This is a genomic window from Janthinobacterium agaricidamnosum NBRC 102515 = DSM 9628 (assembly GCF_000723165.1).
Lineage (GTDB): Bacteria > Pseudomonadota > Gammaproteobacteria > Burkholderiales > Burkholderiaceae_D > Janthinobacterium > Janthinobacterium agaricidamnosum.
Genome location: NZ_HG322949.1, coordinates 4806173 through 4827601, shown reverse-complemented (window position 1 = coordinate 4827601; position 21429 = coordinate 4806173). Strand labels below are relative to the sequence as shown.

The 21429-nt window shown below is 61.9% G+C and carries 20 protein-coding genes and 1 riboswitch; of the genes, 5 read left to right on the top strand and 15 right to left on the bottom strand.

Translation table 11 applies throughout. The features are described from left to right. The first annotated feature begins 117 nt into the window (after positions 1 to 117). From argJ to GJA_RS20680, 3 genes are read left to right on the top strand one after another with little or no spacing between them, the layout of a single operon-like run. Positions 118 to 1356 (top strand): bifunctional glutamate N-acetyltransferase/amino-acid acetyltransferase ArgJ, encoded by a 1239-nt coding sequence (gene argJ / locus GJA_RS20690; protein WP_038496066.1) that lies wholly within the window; start codon positions 118 to 120, stop codon positions 1354 to 1356. After that, positions 1353 to 2231, top strand: coding sequence for an ATP-binding protein (locus GJA_RS20685; RefSeq protein WP_038496064.1), 879 nt, complete (start codon positions 1353 to 1355; stop codon positions 2229 to 2231). Before argJ ends, GJA_RS20685 begins: the two co-directional genes overlap by 4 nt. Further along, positions 2218 to 2631 (top strand): NUDIX domain-containing protein, encoded by a 414-nt coding sequence (locus GJA_RS20680; RefSeq protein WP_038496062.1) that lies wholly within the window; start codon positions 2218 to 2220, stop codon positions 2629 to 2631. The genes GJA_RS20685 and GJA_RS20680 overlap by 14 nt, the downstream gene beginning before the upstream one ends. Before the next feature lie 96 nt (positions 2632 to 2727). On the opposite strand, the gene yacG is transcribed toward GJA_RS20680, so the two are convergent. From yacG to GJA_RS20665, 4 genes are all read right to left on the bottom strand, one after another. Beyond that, complete coding sequence (gene yacG / locus GJA_RS26900) at positions 2728 to 2916, bottom strand: DNA gyrase inhibitor YacG (RefSeq protein WP_081905662.1); 189 nt, start codon at positions 2914 to 2916, stop codon at positions 2728 to 2730. 9 nt (positions 2917 to 2925) lie between these two features. Further along, the gene (zapD, locus tag GJA_RS20675; protein ID WP_038496060.1) at positions 2926 to 3681 is read right to left on the bottom strand and encodes a cell division protein ZapD; all 756 of its coding nucleotides are present in this window, start codon (positions 3679 to 3681) and stop codon (positions 2926 to 2928) included. 64 nt (positions 3682 to 3745) lie between these two features. Further along, complete coding sequence (gene coaE / locus GJA_RS20670; RefSeq protein WP_038496058.1) at positions 3746 to 4393, bottom strand: dephospho-CoA kinase; 648 nt, start codon at positions 4391 to 4393, stop codon at positions 3746 to 3748. A 39-nt stretch (positions 4394 to 4432) separates the two neighbouring features. Beyond that, on the bottom strand, positions 4433 to 5302 hold the full coding sequence (locus tag GJA_RS20665) for a prepilin peptidase (protein WP_038496056.1): 870 nt from the start codon (positions 5300 to 5302) through the stop codon (positions 4433 to 4435). A 308-nt stretch (positions 5303 to 5610) separates the two neighbouring features. Between GJA_RS20665 and GJA_RS20660 the strand changes: the two genes are divergently transcribed. Then, a complete protein-coding gene (locus GJA_RS20660) occupies positions 5611 to 5880 on the top strand; it encodes a hypothetical protein (protein ID WP_038496054.1) in 270 nt (89 codons plus the stop codon). Here GJA_RS20660 and GJA_RS20655 read toward each other — a convergent pair. The 5 genes from GJA_RS20655 to GJA_RS20635 all read right to left on the bottom strand — a co-directional run bounded on the left by GJA_RS20655 (position 5877) and on the right by GJA_RS20635 (position 12630). Beyond that, positions 5877 to 6077 (bottom strand): hypothetical protein, encoded by a 201-nt coding sequence (locus GJA_RS20655; RefSeq protein ID WP_144241606.1) that lies wholly within the window; start codon positions 6075 to 6077, stop codon positions 5877 to 5879. The two genes, GJA_RS20660 and GJA_RS20655, sit on opposite strands and share 4 nt — an antisense overlap. Before the next feature lie 404 nt (positions 6078 to 6481). Beyond that, on the bottom strand, positions 6482 to 7711 hold the full coding sequence (locus GJA_RS20650; protein WP_038496051.1) for a type II secretion system F family protein: 1230 nt from the start codon (positions 7709 to 7711) through the stop codon (positions 6482 to 6484). A 33-nt stretch (positions 7712 to 7744) separates the two neighbouring features. After that, complete coding sequence (pilB, locus tag GJA_RS20645; RefSeq protein ID WP_038496049.1) at positions 7745 to 9472, bottom strand: type IV-A pilus assembly ATPase PilB; 1728 nt, start codon at positions 9470 to 9472, stop codon at positions 7745 to 7747. Between the two features lie 188 nt (positions 9473 to 9660). Continuing rightward, entirely contained in the window at positions 9661 to 10959 is a 1299-nt protein-coding gene (locus tag GJA_RS20640) for an HlyC/CorC family transporter (RefSeq protein ID WP_038496047.1), read from the bottom strand. A 195-nt stretch (positions 10960 to 11154) separates the two neighbouring features. Further along, positions 11155 to 12630, bottom strand: a complete 1476-nt coding sequence (locus tag GJA_RS20635) for a DHA2 family efflux MFS transporter permease subunit (RefSeq protein WP_081905661.1) — start codon at positions 12628 to 12630, stop codon at positions 11155 to 11157. Positions 12631 to 12828: 198 nt separating this feature from the next. Between GJA_RS20635 and GJA_RS20630 the strand changes: the two genes are divergently transcribed. Further along, positions 12829 to 14562, top strand: a complete 1734-nt coding sequence (locus GJA_RS20630; protein WP_051781470.1) for an alkaline phosphatase D family protein — start codon at positions 12829 to 12831, stop codon at positions 14560 to 14562. On the opposite strand, the gene GJA_RS20625 is transcribed toward GJA_RS20630, so the two are convergent. The 6 genes from GJA_RS20625 to GJA_RS27880 all read right to left on the bottom strand — a co-directional run bounded on the left by GJA_RS20625 (position 14559) and on the right by GJA_RS27880 (position 21243). Continuing rightward, positions 14559 to 16004: a cobyric acid synthase gene (locus GJA_RS20625; protein ID WP_038496045.1), complete on the bottom strand. Its 1446-nt coding sequence runs from the start codon at positions 16002 to 16004 to the stop codon at positions 14559 to 14561. The two genes, GJA_RS20630 and GJA_RS20625, sit on opposite strands and share 4 nt — an antisense overlap. A 17-nt stretch (positions 16005 to 16021) precedes the next feature. Further along, positions 16022 to 16927 carry a cobalamin-binding protein gene (locus GJA_RS20620; protein WP_051781195.1) on the bottom strand — a complete coding sequence of 302 codons (906 nt, stop codon included), beginning with the start codon at positions 16925 to 16927 and terminating at the stop codon, positions 16022 to 16024. Then, positions 16924 to 17697, bottom strand: a complete 774-nt coding sequence (locus GJA_RS20615) for an ABC transporter ATP-binding protein (protein ID WP_038496041.1) — start codon at positions 17695 to 17697, stop codon at positions 16924 to 16926. The genes GJA_RS20620 and GJA_RS20615 overlap by 4 nt, the downstream gene beginning before the upstream one ends. After that, entirely contained in the window at positions 17694 to 18716 is a 1023-nt protein-coding gene (locus GJA_RS20610) for a FecCD family ABC transporter permease (protein WP_038496039.1), read from the bottom strand. The genes GJA_RS20615 and GJA_RS20610 overlap by 4 nt, the downstream gene beginning before the upstream one ends. A 79-nt stretch (positions 18717 to 18795) precedes the next feature. Further along, a complete protein-coding gene (locus GJA_RS20605; protein ID WP_038496037.1) occupies positions 18796 to 20685 on the bottom strand; it encodes a TonB-dependent receptor plug domain-containing protein in 1890 nt (629 codons plus the stop codon). Positions 20686 to 20817: 132 nt separating this feature from the next. Further along, positions 20818 to 21034: riboswitch (cobalamin riboswitch) on the bottom strand. 44 nt (positions 21035 to 21078) lie between these two features. Next, positions 21079 to 21243 (bottom strand): hypothetical protein, encoded by a 165-nt coding sequence (locus tag GJA_RS27880; protein WP_156484104.1) that lies wholly within the window; start codon positions 21241 to 21243, stop codon positions 21079 to 21081. Positions 21244 to 21429: the final 186 nt, after the last annotated feature.

Genomic DNA, 21429 nt, shown 5'->3' with positions numbered 1-21429 from the left:
GCTCCGCTTTTTTTTCGCCGATCAAAAGCGCGCGGCCATATTGACGCCGCGCACGCGGCAATTATGGGATTACAATAGCGGCTCCATTTCCACCACTTTCCACGCTAAAGAACTCATATGGCCGTCAATTCCCCCAAACCCGTCGCCGCTGACTTGAAAGCCGTCGCCGGCATCGACATCGGCGTCGCCGAAGCCGGTATCAAGAAACCGAACCGCAAGGATTTGCTGGTCTTGAAACTGGCGCCGACGGCGTCGGTATCGGGCGTATTCACGCTGAACCGTTTTTGCGCCGCGCCGGTGCAAGTGGCGAAAGCCAACCTGGCCGGCGTGACCGCCGGCGCCGCGCCGATTCGCGCGCTGCTGGTCAATACCGGCAACGCCAATGCCGGCACCGGCGCATCCGGCCTGGCCGATGCGCACGCCTCGTGCGCTGCGCTGGCCGCATTGCTCGATTGCGCGCCGGAACAGATCCTGCCGTTTTCGACCGGCGTGATCCTGGAGCCGCTGCCGGTGCAGCGCCTGGTGGCGGGCTTGCCGCAAGCGGTCGCCGCGCTGACCGCCGACAACTGGTTCTCGGCCGCCGAAGCCATCATGACCACAGACACCCAGCCCAAAGCCGGCTCGCGCACGGTCGACATCCTTGGCCACACGGTGACCCTGACCGGCATCAGCAAGGGCGCCGGCATGATCAAGCCGAACATGGCGACCATGCTGGGCTTTTTGGCGTTCGATGCCAGCGTGGCGCAGCCGGTGCTGGACCACCTGGTGAAGCAGGCCGCCGACAAGTCGTTCAACTGCATCACCATCGACGGCGACACGTCGACCAACGATTCCTTCATGCTGATCGCCACCGGCGCCGGCACCTTGCGCGTCGATAGCATCGACTCGCCGGAATACGCGGCGCTGGCGACCGCCGTCACCGAATTGTCGACCTTCCTGGCGCAAGCCATCGTGCGCGACGGCGAAGGCGCGACCAAGTTCATGACCGTCACCGTCGAAGACGGCAAGAATATCGAAGAGTGCCGCAAGATCGCCTATTCGATCGCCCATTCGCCGCTGGTGAAAACCGCTTTCTTCGCCTCCGACCCTAACCTGGGCCGCATCCTGGCGGCGATCGGCTATGCCGGCGTGGACGACCTCGACGTCGGCCAGCTGAACCTGTACCTGGACGATGTATGGGTCGCCAAGAATGGCGGCCGCAACCCGGACTACCAGGAGCAGGATGGCCAGCGCGTGATGCAGCAAAGCGAAATCACGATCCGCGTCAAGCTGGCCCGCGGCGACGCGAGCGCCACCTTGTGGACCTGCGACCTGTCGCACGATTACGTCAGCATCAACGCCGATTACCGCTCATGAGTTCACTCGATCAATTCCTGGTGCGCGCCGAGGCGTTGCTGGCGCGGGTCGAAGCGATCTTGCCGCAAGCGCCGCGCGAGCCGGACTGGAAGCTGGGTTTCGCTTTCCGCTGGCGCCGCCGCAACGGCGGCGCCAGTTATCTGCAGCCGGTGAAGCATGTGTCCGGCATCGCGCTGTCGGACTTGCAGAATATCGCCACGCAAAAGCTGCAGATCGAGCAAAACACGCGCCAGTTCGTGCAGCGCCGGCCAGCCAACAACGTGCTGCTGACCGGCGCGCGCGGCACCGGCAAGTCGTCGCTGATCAAGGCCTGTCTGAACCAGTTCGCCAATGACGGCTTGCGCCTGATCGAAGTCGACAAGGCCGACCTGGCCGATTTGCCCGACATCGTCGACCTGGTCGCCGGCCGGCCCGAGCGCTTCATCATTTTCTGCGACGACTTGTCGTTCGAAGAAGGCGAGAGCGGCTACAAGGCGCTGAAAGTGGCGCTGGACGGCAGCATTGCCGCGCAATCGGACAATGTGCTGATCTACGCGACCTCGAACCGGCGCCACCTGATGCCGGAACGGATGTCCGACAACAGCAGCTACAAGACCGACGACGACGGCGACCTGCATCCGGGCGAAACGGTGGAAGAGAAAATCTCGCTGTCCGAACGCTTCGGTTTGTGGCTGTCGTTCTACCCGTTCAAGCAGGACGATTACCTCGACATCGTCGGCCATTGGCTGGCCTCGTTCGGCTGCGATGCGCAGCAAATCGACAGCGCGCGCGGCGACGCCCTGCGCTGGGCCTTGCAGCGCGGTTCGCGTTCAGGCCGGGTGGCGTGGCAATTCGCCAAGGATTACGCCGGAAAGCTGCCGCATGAGCCAAGTTAAGACAACACCGGTCGACGTCGCGGTCGGCATTTTGATGAAACCGAACGGCGACGTGCTGCTGGGCCAGCGTCCGGCCGGCAAGCCCTACGACGGTTATTGGGAATTCCCGGGCGGCAAAGTGGAACCGGGCGAAGCGATCATCGATGCGCTGAAGCGCGAATTCGTCGAAGAGCTGGGTTTGCACATCGACAGCGCCGAAGCGTGGTGCGGCGTTGAATATATCTACCCGCACGCCCACGTGCGGCTGCATTTCTACATCAGCCGGGAATGGCGCGGCGAGCCGCAAAGCCTGGAAGGGCAGGCGTTCGCGTGGCAGGGGACGGTAGGCGTCGAGCCTTTGCTGCCGGCCACGATCCCGTTGCTGGAGTGGCTCGATGAGGTGCGGCGCGAGGCGGCGTGATGGCTGTGCATGCCGCAGCGCGGCATGCAAGTTTCGGGGAGGTCGAGCAGGTCGGGCAGACCGGATGAGTGCGCAGCACGTATTCCGGCCAGGCTGCTATTCCTTCAAACCATCCTGATCCAATGGATCATCAAGTGGATCGGCGGCCGGTATCGTGTATTTTTCCTCGGCCCAGGCGCCCAGGTCGATCTGTTTGCAGCGTTCCGAGCAAAATGGGCGGAATTTATTTTTTTCAGTCCACTCGACTTTGGCCGAGCAGGTAGGGCAGTTAACGACAGTCATGATACTCACTACTTAAAAATTACAGAGCGTCAGCTCGAATGGCACATCCTCTTCCAGCGGCTTCGGTTTCAAGTCGCCGCCCTGGGTGGTAAAGCGTACCCACAGCATGTATTTGTTGGCGGAAATCTCCGGGATCGCGCCGGCATGTTCATCCACGCTCAAGCGCAGCATCTGGTAAACCTTGCCTTGCAACATTTGCTGGTAGCTGCCGGCGTTGGCGATCAATTTGACCGGGCCGCCGGAATCGCGCAGCAGGCGCAGCACCAGCGCCAGCGCATCGAACAGCGGCGCCAGCGGCGCGAACCAGGCGCTGATATCGGAAAAACGCTGTTCGGTACTGCGTTTTTGCCATGCAAAATACGAGGGCAAGTCGAATTCGCAGGCGCCGCCCGGGATGATGGTGCGGCCGCGTATGCTCATCAGCCATTCATTGTCGCGGATATTCTGGCCGGTCTTGCCTTGCGCCGCGACCAGCGCGCTGCTGACGGTGTCCAGTTCGCCCAGCACGGAGTCGAGCATGTCGGCCTGGACGTTCGGGTTGGAGCGGTAGCCGAGCAGGCTTTGGCGCTGGCGTTCCAGTTCTTGCAGCAAATCCGACTTCAAGTCGGCGCGGCCGGCCACTTCAAGCATGTCGAAAATGGTGGCCAGGGCGACGTGGTGCTGCATCGGGTGTTCTTGGTGCACAAAGAACTTGAATTTGTCGTACAGGTCTTCCAGACGCAACAAGGTCCGTATGCGTTCGTTGAAAGGGTATTCGTAGACAATCAAAATAACATCCCTTTAAATATGGACCGGCAAACAATTCCGTGATTCTGAACCAAGCGCCGACAAATTACAAACGTTGCGACGGGATTGCCGCCATTCTTAGCGAAAAATCCAGATATAAAGCATGCAAGCGCTCGATTTGGGGCAGCAAAGCGGCGATTTCCCCATCATTGGCGATGATATCGTCGGCCGCCGCCAGCCGCACCTGGCGCGTCGCCTGTGTCGCCATGATGGACTTGACCTGCGCTTCCGGCAAGCCGTTACGGGCCATGACGCGCGAAATTTGCAGGCTTTCCGGACAATCGATGACCAGCACCCGGTTCACCCGCTGTTTCCAGCCGCCCGATTCGACCAGCAGCGGCACCGCGAAGATCACATAACTGCCGGTCGCTTCGGCTGCCGCCTGCACGGTGGCGCTGCGTATGCGCGGATGCAAGATCGCTTCCAGCCTGGCCTTGGCTTGCGGGTCGGAAAATACCAGCGCGCGCATCTTGGCCCGGTCCATCGCGCCGCCGGCATCGGCCACGCCGGGGCCGAACTGCTCCAGCAAGGCCGGCATCGCGGCGCCGCCGGCCGCCGTCAAACGGTGTGCGATCTGGTCGGTATCGATGACGCTGGCGCCGCGCGCGGCGAACAGGTCGGCCACCGTGGTCTTGCCGCAGCCTATGCCGCCAGTCAGTCCGATGCTGAAAAACGGCGCTGTTTGTGCTTCCATGTCACTCCTTGGCGCATGCGCCATCGTATCAGCCGGGCATCAGCCGAGAAGGCTGAGGGTCAGGTGCGACAGCGGCGTGCCGTATAGCAGCGCGATCAAGCCAGCCGCGGCCAGGTAGGGGCCGAATGGAATCGGCTTGTCACGGCCGCGCTTGGTGAACACGATCAATGTAATGCCGACCAGCGCGCCGACCACCGATGACAACAGGATGATGGTGGGCAGCATGGCCCAGCCCAGCCAGGCGCCCAGCGCGGCCAGCAACTTGAAGTCACCATATCCCATTCCCTCTTTTCCTGTCGCCAGTTTGAAGGCCCAATACACGGCCCACAGCGCCAGATAACCGGCCGCGGCGCCGATCACGGCATCTTGCAGCGGCACGAAAGTAGCGTGGATATTGATCAGCAAGCCGGCCCACAGCAGCGGCAAGGTCAAGTCGTCCGGCAACAACTGGGTGTCGGCGTCGATGAAGGTCATCGCCAGCAGCGCATACAGGAACAGCAGCGTCGACAGGCCGGCCCAGCCGCTGCCGAAATGCCAGATCAGCACCGCCGACAGCACGCCGGTCAGCAATTCGACCAGCGGATAGCGGATCGAGATCGGCGCCTTGCAGGCGCTGCATTTGCCGCCGAGGACCAGGTAGCTGACTAGCGGAATGTTTTCCAGCGCGCTGATCTGGTGGTCGCAATGCGGACAGCACGAGCGCGGCACCATCAGGTTGAAGCGGTCGGTGTGCGGCAGCGCGTGGCCGCTTTCGGCGGCCACGTAATTATCCGATTCGCGCTGCATCATCTTCGGGATGCGGTAAATCACGACGTTGAGGAAACTACCGATCAACAAGCCGAACAGGCCGGCGACCAGGCTGACCAGCAGGTTGGCCGGTTCGGCAAATAACAGGGTATCTTGCAGCATCGTATTTTATTTCCGCGTCGGCATGAGTGAGAGTGGCAATGCCATGCCCGCTCAAGGGCACTTCGAAAAACCTGCTGCGCAGCGCACTTCCGGGCCTGTGTTGCTCGCTGTAGCTCGGTACAGCTGCGCGACTCGACCCGGAATTGCGCTTGCCTGCGACGGTTTTTCGAGGTGCCCTTGATGGCGAACATGAGAACTCGCCCATATTAAAACATTGCCGAGGGCCAATGGGGAGCTTTTAGCGTCTATTTTGTATCCGGGATTTAAAATTGAAGCGCAGACACGGCTTCAGACCAGCGCCATCGCCGATGAACGACCAACAGCCGTATCGCAAACGGCGGCCTGAAAATGAGAGGGTGCAGCATGCCGATGCGAGTGCCGCACTACAGGACTCCATCGACAGGTTCTACAATCGCCAGTGGCGCCACGCGCGCTTCGGCGATGTTCCACCCGCGCTGTTTGCTGGAACATTCAGCAAACAGCGCGGGCGGCTTGAAACAAGAGTGTCCGCTATGGGCAGTACACCTCATTCCAGCGACGCGGGTCAATCCGGCGCCAGCGCCAACAATGATATTTAGATGCGACCGTGTTCGAGTTGTGAAACGGTCTTGCCTGCGTGCAGGTCAGCGCCAATTTTCTCGGGATCGACACCTTGGGCGCGCGCTTCCGCGAGAAGCTTTTTCTGATCGTCTTTGCTGACGCCCGCTTTTGACATTGCTTCCATAGCAGAAAAAACGTGGCCCATTTCACTAGGCGAAATTGCGTGACTCATCATTAGCTCCAAAAGTAAGTTGAATGAAATATTAAAAACACAAGGGATTGCGTCATATCGTGCTGCTGTAACAGCAATGATTCATCAGCCACGATAATCAACGACTGCAGCGAAGTTCATATGATCAATCGCCTTTCATCAGTGGATGCTTGGTCGAAAAAGTTTCATCGATTAAATAAATTCAGGGAATGTCAGCCACAATTCCACCATCCCGTCATCCAGGCGGCAGTCCGGCCGGCAGCGCGTCCAGGTCGCTTGTCCTGGCGCCGCCCTGCACCGTGATATGGGGGGACGGAATGGCTTATGTGGGAAAAGGGATGTACCAGCGCGCGCGGGAGAAAAACCGCTTTCGGGCTAGTCTGCGGAGCGAGGCGCTGCAAGGTATGTTGAAAACCTGCAGCATTGCTTTACACCACCGAACCCAGCTTGAAGATCGGCAAATACATGGCAATCACCAGGCCGCCGATCAGCACCCCCAGGATCACCATGATCATCGGTTCCATCAGCGACGCCAGCGCGGCCACCGCCTCGTCGACTTCTTCCTCGTAAAAATCGGCGACCTTGCCCAGCATCGCGTCGAGCGAGCCGGACTCTTCGCCGATCGCCACCATTTGCGTGACCAGGTTGGGGAACACGTCGGCATTTTGCATCGCCACCGTCAGGCTGGTGCCGGTGCTGACTTCATTCTGGATGCGCCGGGTGGCGTCCAGGTAGACCGCGTTGCCGGCCGCGCCGCCGACCGAGTCCAGCGATTCGACCAGCGGCACGCCGGCCGCGAACATGGTCGCCAGCGTGCGGGTCCAGCGCGCGATGGTCGCCTTGCGTATCACGGCGCCGAATACCGGCACTTTCAGCATGGCCACGTCCATGAAGCGCTGCATCTTCGGCGAGCGGCGCCAGGCCTGGAAAAAGAAGTAGATCACCGCGAACAGGCCGCCGAAGATCAGGTACCACCAATTGACGAAAAATTCCGACAGCGCCATGACGAACAGTGTCGGCGCCGGCAAGGCCGCGCCAAAACTCTTGAATACTTCCTTGAACGCCGGCACCACCCAGATCATGATCACCGCCGTGACGATGAAGGCCACCGCCAGGATCGCCAGCGGATAGGTCAGCGCCGACTTGATCTTGCCCTTGATGGCCAGCGTCTTTTCCTTGTAGACCGCGAGCCGGGTCAGCAAGTCTTCCAGGATGCCGGCCTGTTCGCCGGCGCCGACCAGGTTACAAAACAGCGGGTCGAAATACAGCGGGTATTTGCGGAAAGCCTGGTTCAGGCTGGTGCCGGTTTCTATGTCGGCGCGCAAGTCCATCACCAGCTTCGACACCGACGGATTGGCATGGCCCTTGCCGACGATGTCGAACGATTGCAGCAGCGGCACGCCGGCGCGCATCATCGTGGCCAGCTGGCGGGTGAACAGCGAGATATCCTTGTCGGTGATTTTCTTGCCGCTGCGGTAAGCCTTTTTCTTGACCTTGGTCACCATGATGCCTTGCCGGCGCAAGGTGACGTTGACCACGGCCTCGCCGCCGGCGCGCATTTCTCCGCGCACGGTTTTGCCGGTCTTGTCCTTGCCTTCCCAGGCAAAGATGAGTTCCTTGACCTGGCTGTCCCGCGCCGTTTTGCCCAATGTGGCCATGCTCCGCCTTATTCCATTCTTTTTTGATGACTGTTATTCGTTAGTACAGCCTAACACTTCTTCGAGGCTGGTCAATCCTTGCCGCACCTTGCTCAAGCCGGCCCGGCGCAGCGACACCACGCCTTCCGATTCGGCCTGGCGGGCAATTTCCAGCGAGTTGCCGTGCGCCAGGATGATTTTCTCGATCGCTTCGGTGATCGGCATGATCTGGTAAATCCCGACCCGGCCCTTGTAGCCGGTGCCGTTGCAGCGTTCGCAGCCGACCGGGCCATGCGGTTTCCAGCTGCCATCGAGTTCTTCCGGCAGGAAACCGGCTTTCAGCAGCAGTTCATCGATCATCTCGACCGGCTGCTTGCAGGAACACAGGCGGCGGGTCAGGCGCTGCGCCGTGATCAGGATCACCGACGAGGCGATATTGAACGGCGCCACGCCCATATTCATCAAGCGCGTCAGCGTCGACGGGGCATCGTTGGTATGCAAGGTGGAAAACACCATGTGGCCGGTTTGCGCCGCCTTGATGGCGATGTCGGCGGTTTCCAGGTCGCGGATCTCGCCGACCATGATGACGTCCGGATCTTGCCGCAGGAACGATTTCAACGCCACCGGGAAGGTCAGGCCGGCCCGTTCATTGACGTTGACCTGGTTGACGCCCGGCATATTGATCTCGGCTGGATCTTCCGCCGTTGAAATATTGATGCCGGGCTTGTTGATCACGTTCAGGCAAGTGTACAGCGACACGGTCTTGCCGGAACCGGTCGGCCCGGTCACCAGCACCATGCCGTAGGGACGGGTAATTGCATCGAGCAGCAGCGCTTTCTGGTCCGGCTCGTAACCGAGCGCGTCGATGCCCATCTGGGCCTGGGTGGCGTCGAGTATCCGCATCACGGTTTTTTCGCCGAACAGCGTCGGCAGCGTGCTGACCCGGAAATCGATGGTGCGCACCGGCGACAGGATCAGCCGCATGCGGCCGTCTTGCGGGATGCGCTTTTCGGAAATATCCAGCCGCGCCAGCACCTTGATGCGCGACACGAGTTTTTCCCGGATCGATACCGGCGGCTGCGCGTGATCGAGCAACACGCCATCGACCCGCAAGCGTATCCGGAAATATTTCTCGAACGGTTCAAAATGGATATCCGACGCGCCCAGGTTGACCGCATCCATCAAGATCTTGTTGAGGAAGCGCACGATGGGCGCATCTTCGACTTCATTGGCGGAAGGATCGGGCGCGGCGGTTTCTTCTTCGGCGAACTGGATTTCCTGGTGATCGCCGCCCAGGTCGCTGATGATTTGCTCGCTGCTTTTATTCAGGCTGGCCAGCACTTGCAGCAGCACGTCATGCTGCACGATCACCGGTTCCACCGACGCTTCGGTCTGGAACTTGATCTGGTCCAGCGCCTGGGTATTGGTCGGATCGGAAATCGCCACCGACATCTTGTTGCCGCGCCGTGTCAGCGGAATCACGCGCTGGCTTTGCATCAAGCGGTTGTCGATGCTTTTTTGCGGCAGCGCATCCAGGCTCAGGGTGCGTAAATCGAGTAGCGGGTAGGCAAAGGTTTCCGAGCAAAACAGCGCCAGCCCGGCCGCGTCGATGGCGCCGCTGGACAGCAGCACATCGATGAAGGATTGCTTTTCTTGTAATGATTTTTTGTGCAGCGTATCGGCCACCGCGGCATTCAAATGCCCGGCTTGCAGCAATGCTCGCGCCAGGCCAGGCATGGCCGTGCCGGAAGCTTGAGCGACGATAGGAGAGACTGCTGCCATAGGAACGTTGTTCATCAAACTACGCTGTTTATAGCGGCCGGCAAATGACAGGACAGAGAGTAATGCCCGGTCCGCTGATTCGCTAGATCATGCCTACGAGCACCTTGTTTGTAAAGCGTTTGTCATGCTGTCAGCCTCTATAAAACACGATAACCGCCGGCATCTTGCGCTTTCGCGCGCCCAACTTGTCAATCCTCTAATGCCATCACCGTTTGCAGCGGTTTTTTGATCTTGACCATCTTGATCGCCTGGTTTTGCACTTGCACCACTTCGATGATGCAATGGCCGATCTTGACGCTGACCGGCGCTTCCGGAATATCCTGCAACAATTCCAGCAGCATGCCGTTGACGGTCTTCGGACCATCCAGCGAAAAGTCCAGTCCCAGGCGCTTGTTGATGTCGCGTAAGGCCGTGGTGCCTTCCAGCAAGCATTCGCCGCTGGCATCCCAGCCGAACGAGTCGGCGCGCGCGGCGCCCGGCGTCGAGGTGGTGAATTCGCCGATCATTTCCTCGATGATGTCGTCCAGCGTCACCAGGCCCTGTACTTCGCCGTATTCATCGACGATGATGCCGAGCCGTTCGCGATTCTCCTGGAAATATTGCAACTGTGCAAACACACCGGTATCTGGCGGAATGAAATACGGTGCGCTGAGCAAGGCGCGGAAATGGTCGACTGTCAATTCCTCTTCCTGGTTCAACAAGGCCACCGCCTTGCGCACATGCAAAATGCCGGCGATCTGGTTGATCTCGCCTTGATAGACCGGCAATTTATTGTGATAGCAGGTGGTCAGTTGCCGGGTGATTTCCTCGACCGTGCTGGCCAGGTTCAGCGCTTCGATCTGGGCGCGCGGAATCATGATGTCTTCGACGCAGATGGTTTCCAGGTCGAACAGGTTGAGCAAGATGCTTTTATGTTTTTGCGGAATGAAGTTGCCGCCTTCCAGCACGATCGAACGCAATTCCTCCGGCGACAGCCGGGTGTCGTGCAACTTGCCGCCCTGCTTGATGCGGAACAGCCGCAACACCAGGTAGACGAACAGGTTGACGAACCAGATCAGCGGCTTGGCCACGCTCATCAGCGGTTTCAGGATCATGCTGGTCGGCAGCGCGATATGTTCCGGGAAGGTGGCGCCGATTACCTTCGGTGAAATTTCGGCGAACACGATCAGCAGGAACGCCACGCCGCCGGTCGACAGCAAGATCACCTGTTCGTCGTAGCCAAAGGCGCCGATCGCGATCACCGTCACCAGCGCGGTGGCCATGGCGTTGATCATGGTGTTGGCGATCAGGATCAGCGACAGCAGCTTGTCGGTGCGGTCCAGCAGCCACAGCGTGGTGCTGGCGCGCCGGCTGCCGCGTTTGGCCATATGGCGCAGGCGGTGGCGGTTGGCCGCCATCAGGGCGGTTTCGGCCATCGCGAAAAAGGCCGAGCAGAGTATCAGGAGTGCGAGTGCAAGAATTTGCACCCATATGGGCACGGTATCCAATGGGTCACCGTCAAGAAAACAACGTGGGAAAACTGGCCGGCCTTGCAAAAAAAATGCGCCGGTCCAGCGCGGCTGGCCTGTATTGACATAAAAATAAGTCCAGCGCCAGAGCTGTGAATTCTAAGGCAAGTGCCGACTGCGTGCAAGTTTGACGCGGCCTGGCTTGGCGCCGCGTCAAGCCGGTTCGCCTCCCGCTTACGCTTTCTTGCCTTCGACCTTGACGTTGGCCACCGCCACCACTTCGGCTTGCGTGGCGTCCTCGTCGGGTTCTTGCGAACTGCCCTTGCTGATGTTTTCGCCATCGCCGCGGCGCAAGGTCCAGAAGGTCAGCGACGACAGGATGGTCAGCACGGCCAGGCACAGGAAGGCGTGGTGCAGCGCGCTGGCCAGTTGCAGGCGGTCGCTTTGCGGCATGTCGCCGAGGAACCAGCCGGTGATCAGCGAGCCGAAGGCCAGTCCGAAGCTCATCGACAATTGCTGCATCGAGCTGGCGATGGTACTGGCCATGCTGGAGTCGGCGTTGTCGATGTCGGCGAAGGCGATGGTGTTCATGCTGGAAAATTGCAGCGAATTGAAAAAGCCCAGGCACAGGCTGATCATCACGATCGCATACAGCGGCGTACTGGCGCCGACCAGCGAAAACATGGCGATCGTCACGCCGATCAGCACCGTATTGACGATCAGCACCTGGCGGTAGCCGAAACGCGCCAGCACCCGCGCCGAAATCACTTTCATGAACATCGCGGCGGCCGCCGACGGCATCATCAGCAAGCCCGATTGCCAGGCCGGCAAGCCCAGGCCAAGCTGGTACAGCAGCGGCAGCAGGAAGGGCAGGCCGCCGACCCCGAGGCGGGTCACGAAACCGCCGACCACCGAGACCCGGAAGGTGCGGATCTTGAACAGCGTCAGGCGCAGCAGCGGATGCAGCATTTCGCTGGCGTGCCACGCATACGCGGCCAGCAGGCTGATCGAAATGAACAGCAGCACCGCGGCCGAGGTCGGGTCCAGCTTATGTTCGCCGAACACTTCCAGCAGCCATGACAGCAGCGCGATGCCGGTGCCGAACAGGACCAGGCCGATCAGGTCGAGCGGGCGCTGCTTGTCGCCGTAATAGTCCGGCATGTAGCGGTAAGCGAGGAATAGCGCGACCAGGCCGACCGGCACGTTGACGAAGAAAATTTCGCGCCACGACAGCCAGTGCACGATCAGGCCGCCCACCGTCGGCCCCAGCAAGGGACCGATCAGCGCCGGGATGATCACGAAGTTCATCGCCGCCAGCAATTGCGACTTGGGGAAGGTGCGGATGATGGTCAGCCGTCCGACCGGCATCATCATCGCCGCGCCGACGCCTTGCAGCAGCCGCGCCGCGACCAGCATCGGCGAATTGACCGACAGGCCGCACAGGATCGAGGCAATGGTGAAGATCGCCACCGCCGCCGAAAACACGCGCCGCGTGCCGAAACGGTCGGCCATCCAGCCGCTGATCGGGATGCATACGGCCAGGCTCAGGATGTAGCTGGTGACCACCGCCTTCAAGCTCAAAGGCGTCACTTGCAGGCTGGCCGCCATGGCGGGAATGGCGGTGTTGACGATGGTGGAGTCGAGTTGCTCCATGAACAGGGCGGTCGCGACCACCCATGGCAAATAGCTCTTGGTGGCGGAGCTGGTCATCGGGTTGGGCATGGAGCGGAGCCTGAGTGTAGTGGGGCCGGGCTTGCGGCATACCCTCGATTGTTACATAAATGTGTCTTCCACGTAGCGTGGATGTCATCGGCGTTCTTTTTCCGCAACGCCATTCTGGTCATCGTGCCGTCATTAATACAGCGTAAGTTGCTGACATTCGCATCCCTGGACAAGACGGCACATCATATGGAATCGATTTTCGAGCAATTGGCGGCGCCGGACGATGCGCCCGCCATTCCGCGCCGGCGCTTCATGCGCCAGCTTGGTTCGGCGGCGCTGCTGGGCGGCGCCGGCCTGGCAGGCTGCGGCAGCACCGCGCCCGAGCTGGCCGGCGAGCATGCCGGCGCGAGCTTCCGGCACGGCGTGGCCAGCGGCGACCCGCTGCAGGACCGGGTGATCCTGTGGACCCGCGTCACGCCGCCGGCCGGTCATGACGGCGGCGAGCTGGCGGTGCAGTGGAGCATGGCGGCCGACCCGGCGATGCGCCAGCCGGTCGGCGGCGGCATCGTCAATACCGGCGCAGGGCAGGATTACACCGTCAAGGTCGATGCGGCCGGGCTGTTGCCGGGCCATGTCTATTATTACCGCTTCAGCTGCGCCGGCGTCAAGTCGGCGCAAGGCCGCACGCGCACCTTGCCGAAGGCCGACGTCAGGCAGGTGACGCTGGCGGTGTTCTCGTGCTCGAATTATCCGGCCGGCTATTTCAACGTCTACGCCGACGCCGCCCGGCAAGACCAGTTCGACGCGGCGCTGCATATCGGTGACTATATTTATGAATACGAAGCGACCGGTTACGCCAGCGCCGATGCGGTGGCGCTGGGGCGCGTGTCCGATCCGCCCGACGTGCTGCTGGCGCTGGACGACTACCGCCGCCGCTACGCCCAGTACCGCGGCGACCCGGACTTGCAGGCGCTGCACGCCAGCGTGCCGTTCATCCTGGTATGGGACGACCATGAATTCGCCGACGATGCGTGGCGCGAGGGTTCGGTCGATCACCGGCCGGCCCGCCACGGTCCCTTCTCGGTACGCAAGGAGGCGGCGCTGCGCGCGTATCACGAGTGGATGCCGGTGCGCGCGCCCGAGCCGGAGCGGCTGGAACGGATCTACCGTTCCTTCGATTTCGGCAAGCTGCTGTCGCTGCATATGCTCGATACGCGGCTGATCGGCCGCGACCAGCAATTGATGCTGTCGTCCTACTATGATGCGAGCCGCCGCTTCGATGAAGCCAAGTTTCGCAGCGACCTGAACGCGCCGCAGCGCCAGATGATGGGTGTCGAACAGATGGCGTGGCTGGAGCGCCAGGTGGCGGCATCGGGCGCGCGCTGGCAGGTGCTGGGCCAGCAGGTGCTGATGGCGCGCATGGAGTTGCCGCTGCCGGTGGCGATGGGGCAGATCAGCCGCAGCGCGTATGTCGACTTGAAAAGCCGCGCCCCCGACAGCCTCACCGAACAGGAACTGGCTTGCCTGGCGGCGCCCGGCTTGCCCTGTTATATGGATTCGTGGGACGGTTATCCGCAAGAGCGCGAACGGGTATTCGGCTTGATGCGGCGCTTGCGCAAGAACCTGGTGGTGCTGGCCGGCGACAGCCACAATGCGTGGGCCAGCGATTTGCGCGACGATGCGGGGCACCAGGTCGGCGTCGAATTCGCCACCCCGTCGGTCTCGTCGCCCGGCATGGAAAGCGCCTATCCGCAGCATGCGCCACAGGACGTGGCGCGCATCATGGAACAAATGATCGCGCCGCTGTATTACGCGCAAACCAGCAAGCGCGGCTATCTGATCGTCACCGTTACCAGCGATGAAGTGCGCGCCGACTGGCGTTTTGTCGATACGGTGCACAGCCGCCAGTTCAGCGCCGCCACCGAGCGCAGTCTGCGCACGCTGGCAGGTCCGGCCGGGCGCAAGATCGCCGAGTGTTAATGGCTGAATTTATTCAGCGCATCGAACAGCGGCAAGGCCGCGTCGGCGATACGTTCCAGGCTGGCTTCGCGCAATTGCGCCGTGTCGATGGCGGTATCGCTATCGAGGCCGGCCCAGCGCAGCAAGGCCTGGCAAGCCGACGGCGTGTCGAACATGCCGTGCAGATAACTGCCGAGGATGTGTTCATCGTCCGAGCGCGCGCCCTCCGGCCGGCCATCGATCAAAAAGGCCGGCCGGGCCAGCGCCGCGCCGTGCGACACGCCCATGTGGATTTCATACCCTGCCACCGTCGCATCGGCAAAGACGCAGCGGCCGCTGACTTGTAACAGCCGCTTTTCACGCGTCAGTTCGGTCGCCATATCGAGCAAACCCAGAGCCGGCGTGACACCAGCAGCGCCTTCGACGCCGTGCGGATCGGCCACGCTGCTGCCCAGCATCTGGAAGCCGCCGCAAATGCCGATCACCTTGCCGCCGTAGCGCAGATGCTTGTTCAGCGCCGTTTGCCAGCCCTGGGCCCGCAGCCATGCCAGGTCGCCGCGGGTGTTTTTACTGCCGGGCAGTATCACCAGGTCGGCCGGCGGTATCGTCCGGCCGGGGCCGATGAATTGCAGGTCGACGCCGGGATGGGCGCGCAAGGCGTCGAAATCGGTGTGGTTGCTGATGCGCGGCAGTTGCGGCACGATCACGCGGAAGGCGCCGCGTCCGGCCTGTTGCGATGCGACCGCGTCTTCGGCGTCGAGGAACAGGCCTTGCAGGTAGGGCAGCACCGCCAGCACCGGCTTGCCGGTCTGCCGTTCCAGCCATGCCAGTCCCGGATCGAGCAGCGCAATATCGCCGCGAAAGCGGTTGATGACAAAGCCGATGATACGCTGGCGTTCGCTGTCCGACAGGCAGGCCAGCGTGCCGACGATGTGGGCGAACACGCCACCGCGGTCGATGTCGGCGACCAGGATCACCGGGCAGTCGACGGCTTCGGCAAAGCCCATGTTGGCGATGTCGCGCGCCCGTAAATTGATTTCGGCCGGGCTGCCGGCGCCTTCGACGATGACGGCATCGTATTGCCGCTCCAGGCGCCGGTACGACTCCAGCACTGCCTGCATCGCCACCGTCTTGTACTGCTGGTAGTCGCGCGCCTGCATGTCGGCTTGCGCCTTGCCGTGGATGATCACTTGCGCGCCGGTGCAGGACGACGGCTTTAATAGCACCGGGTTCATGTCGGTGTGCGGCGCCACGCCGGCGGCGATGGCCTGCAGCGCCTGCGCGCGGCCGATCTCTCCGCCATCGGCCGTCACCGCGCTGTTGAGCGCCATGTTTTGCGGCTTGAACGGCACCACCCGCACGCCCTGGCGCTTCAGGATGCGGCACAGCGCGGCCACCACCGTGCTCTTGCCGGCGTCCGACGTGGTGCCTTGCACCATCAGCGTGGAAAAGGGATAGTTCATGCGGTTTCAGCCTGGCGCTAGTTTTTGCGACGCGCGCGCGCCGTTTCCAGGACTTCGCACAGGGCGGCGGCGCCGGCGATCATGCGCGGACCGGCGCGGTTGGTCAGGTTGCCGTCGAGGTTGTACAGATTATTGCTGCGTACCGCTTTCATCGCTGGATACTGGCGCCACATGGCCAGGCCGCCGTCTTTTTCCCTGGCGCTTTTCTCGCTGGTGCCGATCAATACTTCCGGGTCTTCCTGCAGCACGCCTTCCGGCGTCACCACCGGCGCCACCACTTTCATGCCGTCGAAAATATTGCGTCCGCCGCACAGCCGTATCGCTTCGCCGATGATGTGCGCGCCGCTCAGCGTGTACAGCGGCTTGTCCCATACCTGATAAAACATGCCGACCGTCGGCCGGCCGGCATACTTTGCCTTCAGTGCGGCCAGCTGGTTTTGCAGCGCGGCGGCGGCCGGCTGCGCGATCTTCTCGGTGCCGGCCAGCTGGCCCAGGCGCAGCACGCTGTCGCCGATATCGGCCAGCTTGCGCGGTTCGCTGTGGAACATCGGTATCTTCAACTGGCGCAGCATCTCGATTTGCCGCTCGGCGCTGCCATGCATCCAGACCACGATCAAATCGGGTTTCATGGCGATGATGCGTTCCATGTCGAGCTGGCGGTTGTCGCCGATTTGCAGAATCTTTTTCGCCTCTTCCGGGAAGTCGCTATAGCTGGTGGCGCCGACGATCTTGCTGCCCGCGCCGGCCGCGAACAGCAGTTCGGTGACGTGCGGCGCCAGCGAAATGATGCGCTGCGCCGGTTTTTGCAGCGTCACCGGATTGCCGTCGTCGTCGCGCACGGTGATCTCCGCGTGGGCTGGCAGCGAGAGTGCCAGCGATAATGTCACGCACAGTCTCAAGCACAGTTTTGTGTTTCCGCTCATGCGATGGCCTCTTTGGGGATGAAAATACTGCGTGTGCCGTGCTGGATGATATCGATCGGGTAGCCCAGGTAGTCGCTCAGTATGTCGGCCTGCATCACCTCCTCGACCGGGCCGGCCAGCCAGCGGCCGTCGCCCATCAGCAGCAGCGCGTGGCTCGATACGCTGTGCGCCAGGTTCAGGTCGTGGCCGACCATCACGGCGGTCTTGTTTTGTTCGCGGCACAGGCGCGCCAGCAATCCCATCACGCTGACCTGGTGCGCCAGGTCGAGCGCGTTGGCCGGTTCGTCCAGCAGCAGCAGCGGCGTGTCTTGCGCCAGCATCGCGGCGATCGCCACCCGCTGGCGTTCGCCTCCGGACAGGGTGCGCACGTCGCGCTCGGCCAGTCCGGCCACTTCCATCGCCGCCAGCGCCGCGTGGGCGATGCGGAAATCGTCGTTGCCTTCCCAGTAGCGGTTGGCATGGTAGGGGTGGCGCGCGGCCAGCACGGTTTCGATGACGCGATACGAAAACGCGTCGTTGCGCGACTGCGCCAGGTAGGCGCGCTGGCGCGCCAGTTCGTCCAGCGGCCAGTCGGCCAGCCGGCGTTTCAGGATCGCGACGCTGCCGTCGTCCGCTTCGCGCAAGCCGGCCAGCGTGCGCAGCAGCGTGCTTTTGCCGGCGCCGTTGCGGCCGATGATGCTCCAGCATTCGCCGACGCGGATGTTCCAGCTGAGGCCATCGACCAGGATGCGCGAGCCCGCTTGCAGGCGGAGTTTGTGGGTGCTGATCATGAGCGGCGCAGGCGGTGAAGTTGGAACAGGAATACCGGCGCGCCGATCAGCGCGGTGACCACGCCGACCGGCAATTGCAGCGGCGCCAGCACGGTGCGCGCCAGCGTGTCGGTCAATACCAGAAAGGTGCCGCCGGCCAGCGCTGCCGCCGGGATCAGCAGACGGTGGTCCGGGCCGCAGGCGAAACGCAGCGCATGCGGCACGATCAGGCCGACAAAGCCGATGCTGCCGGCGCTGGTGACGGCGCTGGCGGTCAGCAGGCCGGAACAGAAAAACAGGCCCTTGCGCAGCGGGCCGACGCGGATGCCGAGCGTGGCGGCGGCTTCGGCGTGCAGCGCCATCACGTTCAGCGCGCGCGCGCTGCGCAAGGCGAACAGCATCACCCCGGCCAGCACCAGCCATGGGGCCAGCCGCAGCGGCGCGCCGGACAGGTCGCCGATCATCCAGAACACCATGCTGCGCAAGCGGCTTTCTGGGGCGATCGACAGCATCAGCGTGACTACCGCCATGCAAGCCGACGACAGGATCACGCCGGTCAGCAGCAAGAGCGAGGTGCTTCCTTCGGCCGCGCCGCCGCGCAGGTCGCGCCGGGCGAACAGGTACAGCAGCATTGAAATGGAGACGGCGCCGGCGAACGCGGCGGCATCGACCAGCCACAGCGCGCACATGAACAGCAGCGCGGCCAGCGCGCCGACCGAGGCGCCGGCCGAGATGCCCAATACGTAGGGGTCGGCCAGCGGATTGCGCAGCAGCGCCTGCATCATCACGCCGGCCAGCGACAGCGCCGCGCCGGTGACGAAGGCGGTCAGCGCGCGGCCGAGGCGCAGTTCGAGCAGGCTGGAAGCGAGTGTGTCGGTCTTGCCGTGGATCAGGTCGAGCAGGGCGGAAGGCAGGTCGGACAGCGGCAGTGAAACCGAGCCGGTCATGCCGGAGAAAATCAGGCTGGCGGCGGCGAGTGCGATCAGGATGGCCAGGATGAGGCTGGCGCGGTGTCGCATATTGCGAAAGAAAGGATGCATGCACTGCCTTTGGAATCGGGGACTGCGGAACTGCGTCCGCGGAAGGCGGCCTGGGCCGTCCTCCGCAGATTACAACAAATTACTTGAAGCCGTAACGCAGGCCCAGGAAGAATGTGGCGCCGGCGGTATTGTAGTTACGCGCCAATTCGTATTGCTTGTCGGTGGCGTTGTTCCAGCGTGCCAGCAGCGACCAGTCGGGTGCGAACTGGTAGGTGGCGAACAGGTTCAGCAAGCCGTAGCCGCCCAGTGCGTTCTTGTTGGCGCCATCGTCAAAACGCTGGCCCGACAATTGCAGTTCGACGCCGGTCTTCAGCGCGCCGAGGCTGTAGTCGACGGCGACGTTGGCGTGTTTCCTGGAGCGGCGCGCCAGCAATTTGTCGGTGCTCAGGTCGCGTGGGTTCTGGAAGTCGGTATTGCCGCTGAAACCAAAGTCGCCGAACTGGCGGCGTGCCGACAGCGTGACGCCTTCCAGCAAAGCGTTGTTGACGTTATAGGCGCAGCCGTATGGGGGGCTGCTGACTTCAACCGGGCAAGTGCTGGCGTAGACCAGCAAGTCGGTAATGCGGTTGTGGTAATACACGGCGCTCAATTGCGATGTGCCGTCGTCGTAACGCAGGCCGACTTCCGAGTTGCGGCCTTTTTCCGGGCGGTTGGACGCGATCCCGTAGCCTGGGTAGTACAACTCATTGAAGGTTGGCTGGCGGAAGCTGGTGCCGAAGCTGGCATTGGCGCGCAAGGCGCTGCTGATCTGGTAGCCGTAACCGATGCTGCCGGTGGCCGGCTTGTCGGTTTCCGATTGCTTATCCAGGTTGGTCTTGGCGATCCAGTCGCGGCGCAAGCTGGCGCTGACCAGGTGCTGGCCGCGTTTCAGCGTGTACGACGCGGCCAGCGATTTGGTGCTGCGGCCACGGTTCAAGACGGAGTCGTCGCTCGAAGTCACGTCTTCCTTGCGGTAGCTGCCCAGCAATTGCAAGTTGTCCTGGCCGATCGCGAAATCATTTTGCCAGTCGAACGTCGATTGCTTGGTGCCCAAAAAGCTGGTGCTGCCAGGGCCATTGATGCTGTTGTCGTTGGCTTCGTCGCGCGCTTCGGCAACTTGCACATTGCTGTGCCAGAACGGCAGGAATTGATCGTTCAGGTAGAAACCGACGTTTTGCAGCTTTTGATTGCTGCGCGCGTCGTCGCCGAGGCCGTTATCGTATTGGGCATCCAGCTTGCTTTGGAAAATGGTCAGGCCCAGGTCGTGGCCCTTGGCCAGTTTGAAACCCAGTTGGCCGGTGACGCTTTTCTTGTCGTAGCCGTCCTTGTCCGGGTTGTACGAGAAGTTGCCCGGTTTGGTGGCCGAGAAGCCGTCGGATTTTTCCTTGCTGACGTTCAGCGAGTAACTCAGGCTATTGTAGCCTTCAGTCGCGCCGGAAACGCTGGCGTCGTACTGGCGGGTCGCGTCGCTGCCGAAACCGAGCGATGCGCCGACTGCTGGTGCGCCGCTGCCCTTTTTGGTGAAGATCTGGATCACGCCGCCGATCGCGTCGGAACCGTACATGGTGCTCAGCGGGCCATAGACGATTTCGATATGGTCGATATTCGCCAGTGGCACCGGGCTCCAGTTGGCGGCGCCGGTGGTCGAGGAGCCGATGCGCACGCCGTCGACCAGTACGATGTTCTGGTTGCTGTTGGCGCCGCGGATGAACACCGACGACGAGGTGCCTGGGCCGCCGTTGCGGGCCACTTCGATGCCGCGTTGTTTTTGCAGCAGTTCGGTCAGCGAGCCGGCGCCCGAGCGCGCGATTTCTTCACTGGTGATGACTTCTGTCTCCGCCAGCAATTCGCTCGATTTTTGCGGCGTGCGGGTAGCCGTGACGATCACGGTGCCTGGTACGTTGCCGGTGGTTTGAGCGAATGCGGCAGGCGCGGCGATGGCTAGCGCGAGCGACGTCAGTGCCGCGTGGCGGGAAACATTAGAATTCATGGCAATTTTCAGTGAGTAAGAAGCAACCAGCCAACGTCCCCGTTGGCCAGATTGAACAGAAGGGCCGGGATAGATAATCGTCGATCGAAGACAGCCGTTGGGCCGGTCCGTATCGCGAACATCCCCGTTCGCACACTTCCACCTGTCCTGGCCGGTATCCGGGCTGGCAAGTTGACTGTCACACCTTCCCATGCGATGCACAGTGGTTTTCATAGACAGCTCGTCGCGGATCGCGACACTTGCTTACCGTTGCGGGGGCAGCACACATTTACCGCTGGAGCGGCTTTGTGTTTCCCGTTTAACTGCGCACATGGACATGCGCGCGGGCACCAAAACCTCTCCATTATACGTTGCTCATTCCTTGCGGCAAACGATTGCGGCGTGACTTTCTGTTTAAAAATCGAGGATCAGGGTGCTGCCGTAGCCGATTTTATGGCATGTCGCGGCCGCTTTTAGCGCCGCCTGCGCCAATGGCAGTCCGCTATTCAGGGCGGCCAGCAGGCGCATGCTGCCGGCATGGCACACGATGACGGCGCAATCGTATTGTTGGCGCAACAAAAAGCGGCGTAAGCGGATGGTGGGATGTATATCTCGCCGATACGATAGCGCAGCGCTATTTTAGCTGCTGCAAGAAAAATCCTTGCAGTGCGCTATGTGCTTTGCTATAGTTTGCCTCCCCGCTGAAGCGCACTCGTTGCAAAGCAAAAGGGATCGCCCGAAACGGCGATGCTGTAGAAAAGAAAA

Excerpts from the sequence above, each read along its gene's own strand:
- GJA_RS20635 (WP_081905661.1), bottom strand. The coding sequence starts at position 12,630 with ATGACCAGCTCCGCCACCAAGAGCTATTTGCCATGGGTGGTCGCGACC.
- argJ (WP_038496066.1), top strand. The coding sequence starts at position 118 with ATGGCCGTCAATTCCCCCAAACCCGTCGCCGCTGACTTGAAAGCCGTC.
- GJA_RS20605 (WP_038496037.1), bottom strand. The coding sequence starts at position 20,685 with ATGAATTCTAATGTTTCCCGCCACGCGGCACTGACGTCGCTCGCGCTA.
- GJA_RS20655 (WP_144241606.1), bottom strand. The coding sequence starts at position 6,077 with ATGATGAGTCACGCAATTTCGCCTAGTGAAATGGGCCACGTTTTTTCT.
- GJA_RS20610 (WP_038496039.1), bottom strand. The coding sequence starts at position 18,716 with ATGCATCCTTTCTTTCGCAATATGCGACACCGCGCCAGCCTCATCCTG.
- GJA_RS20650 (WP_038496051.1), bottom strand. The coding sequence starts at position 7,711 with ATGGCCACATTGGGCAAAACGGCGCGGGACAGCCAGGTCAAGGAACTC.
- GJA_RS20660 (WP_038496054.1), top strand. The coding sequence starts at position 5,611 with ATGAACGACCAACAGCCGTATCGCAAACGGCGGCCTGAAAATGAGAGG.
- pilB (WP_038496049.1), bottom strand. The coding sequence starts at position 9,472 with ATGGCAGCAGTCTCTCCTATCGTCGCTCAAGCTTCCGGCACGGCCATG.
- GJA_RS20680 (WP_038496062.1), top strand. The coding sequence starts at position 2,218 with ATGAGCCAAGTTAAGACAACACCGGTCGACGTCGCGGTCGGCATTTTG.
- GJA_RS20665 (WP_038496056.1), bottom strand. The coding sequence starts at position 5,302 with ATGCTGCAAGATACCCTGTTATTTGCCGAACCGGCCAACCTGCTGGTC.
- GJA_RS20620 (WP_051781195.1), bottom strand. The coding sequence starts at position 16,927 with ATGAGCGGAAACACAAAACTGTGCTTGAGACTGTGCGTGACATTATCG.
- coaE (WP_038496058.1), bottom strand. The coding sequence starts at position 4,393 with ATGGAAGCACAAACAGCGCCGTTTTTCAGCATCGGACTGACTGGCGGC.
- GJA_RS20615 (WP_038496041.1), bottom strand. The coding sequence starts at position 17,697 with ATGATCAGCACCCACAAACTCCGCCTGCAAGCGGGCTCGCGCATCCTG.
- GJA_RS20685 (WP_038496064.1), top strand. The coding sequence starts at position 1,353 with ATGAGTTCACTCGATCAATTCCTGGTGCGCGCCGAGGCGTTGCTGGCG.
- GJA_RS20625 (WP_038496045.1), bottom strand. The coding sequence starts at position 16,004 with ATGAACTATCCCTTTTCCACGCTGATGGTGCAAGGCACCACGTCGGAC.
- GJA_RS20630 (WP_051781470.1), top strand. The coding sequence starts at position 12,829 with ATGGAATCGATTTTCGAGCAATTGGCGGCGCCGGACGATGCGCCCGCC.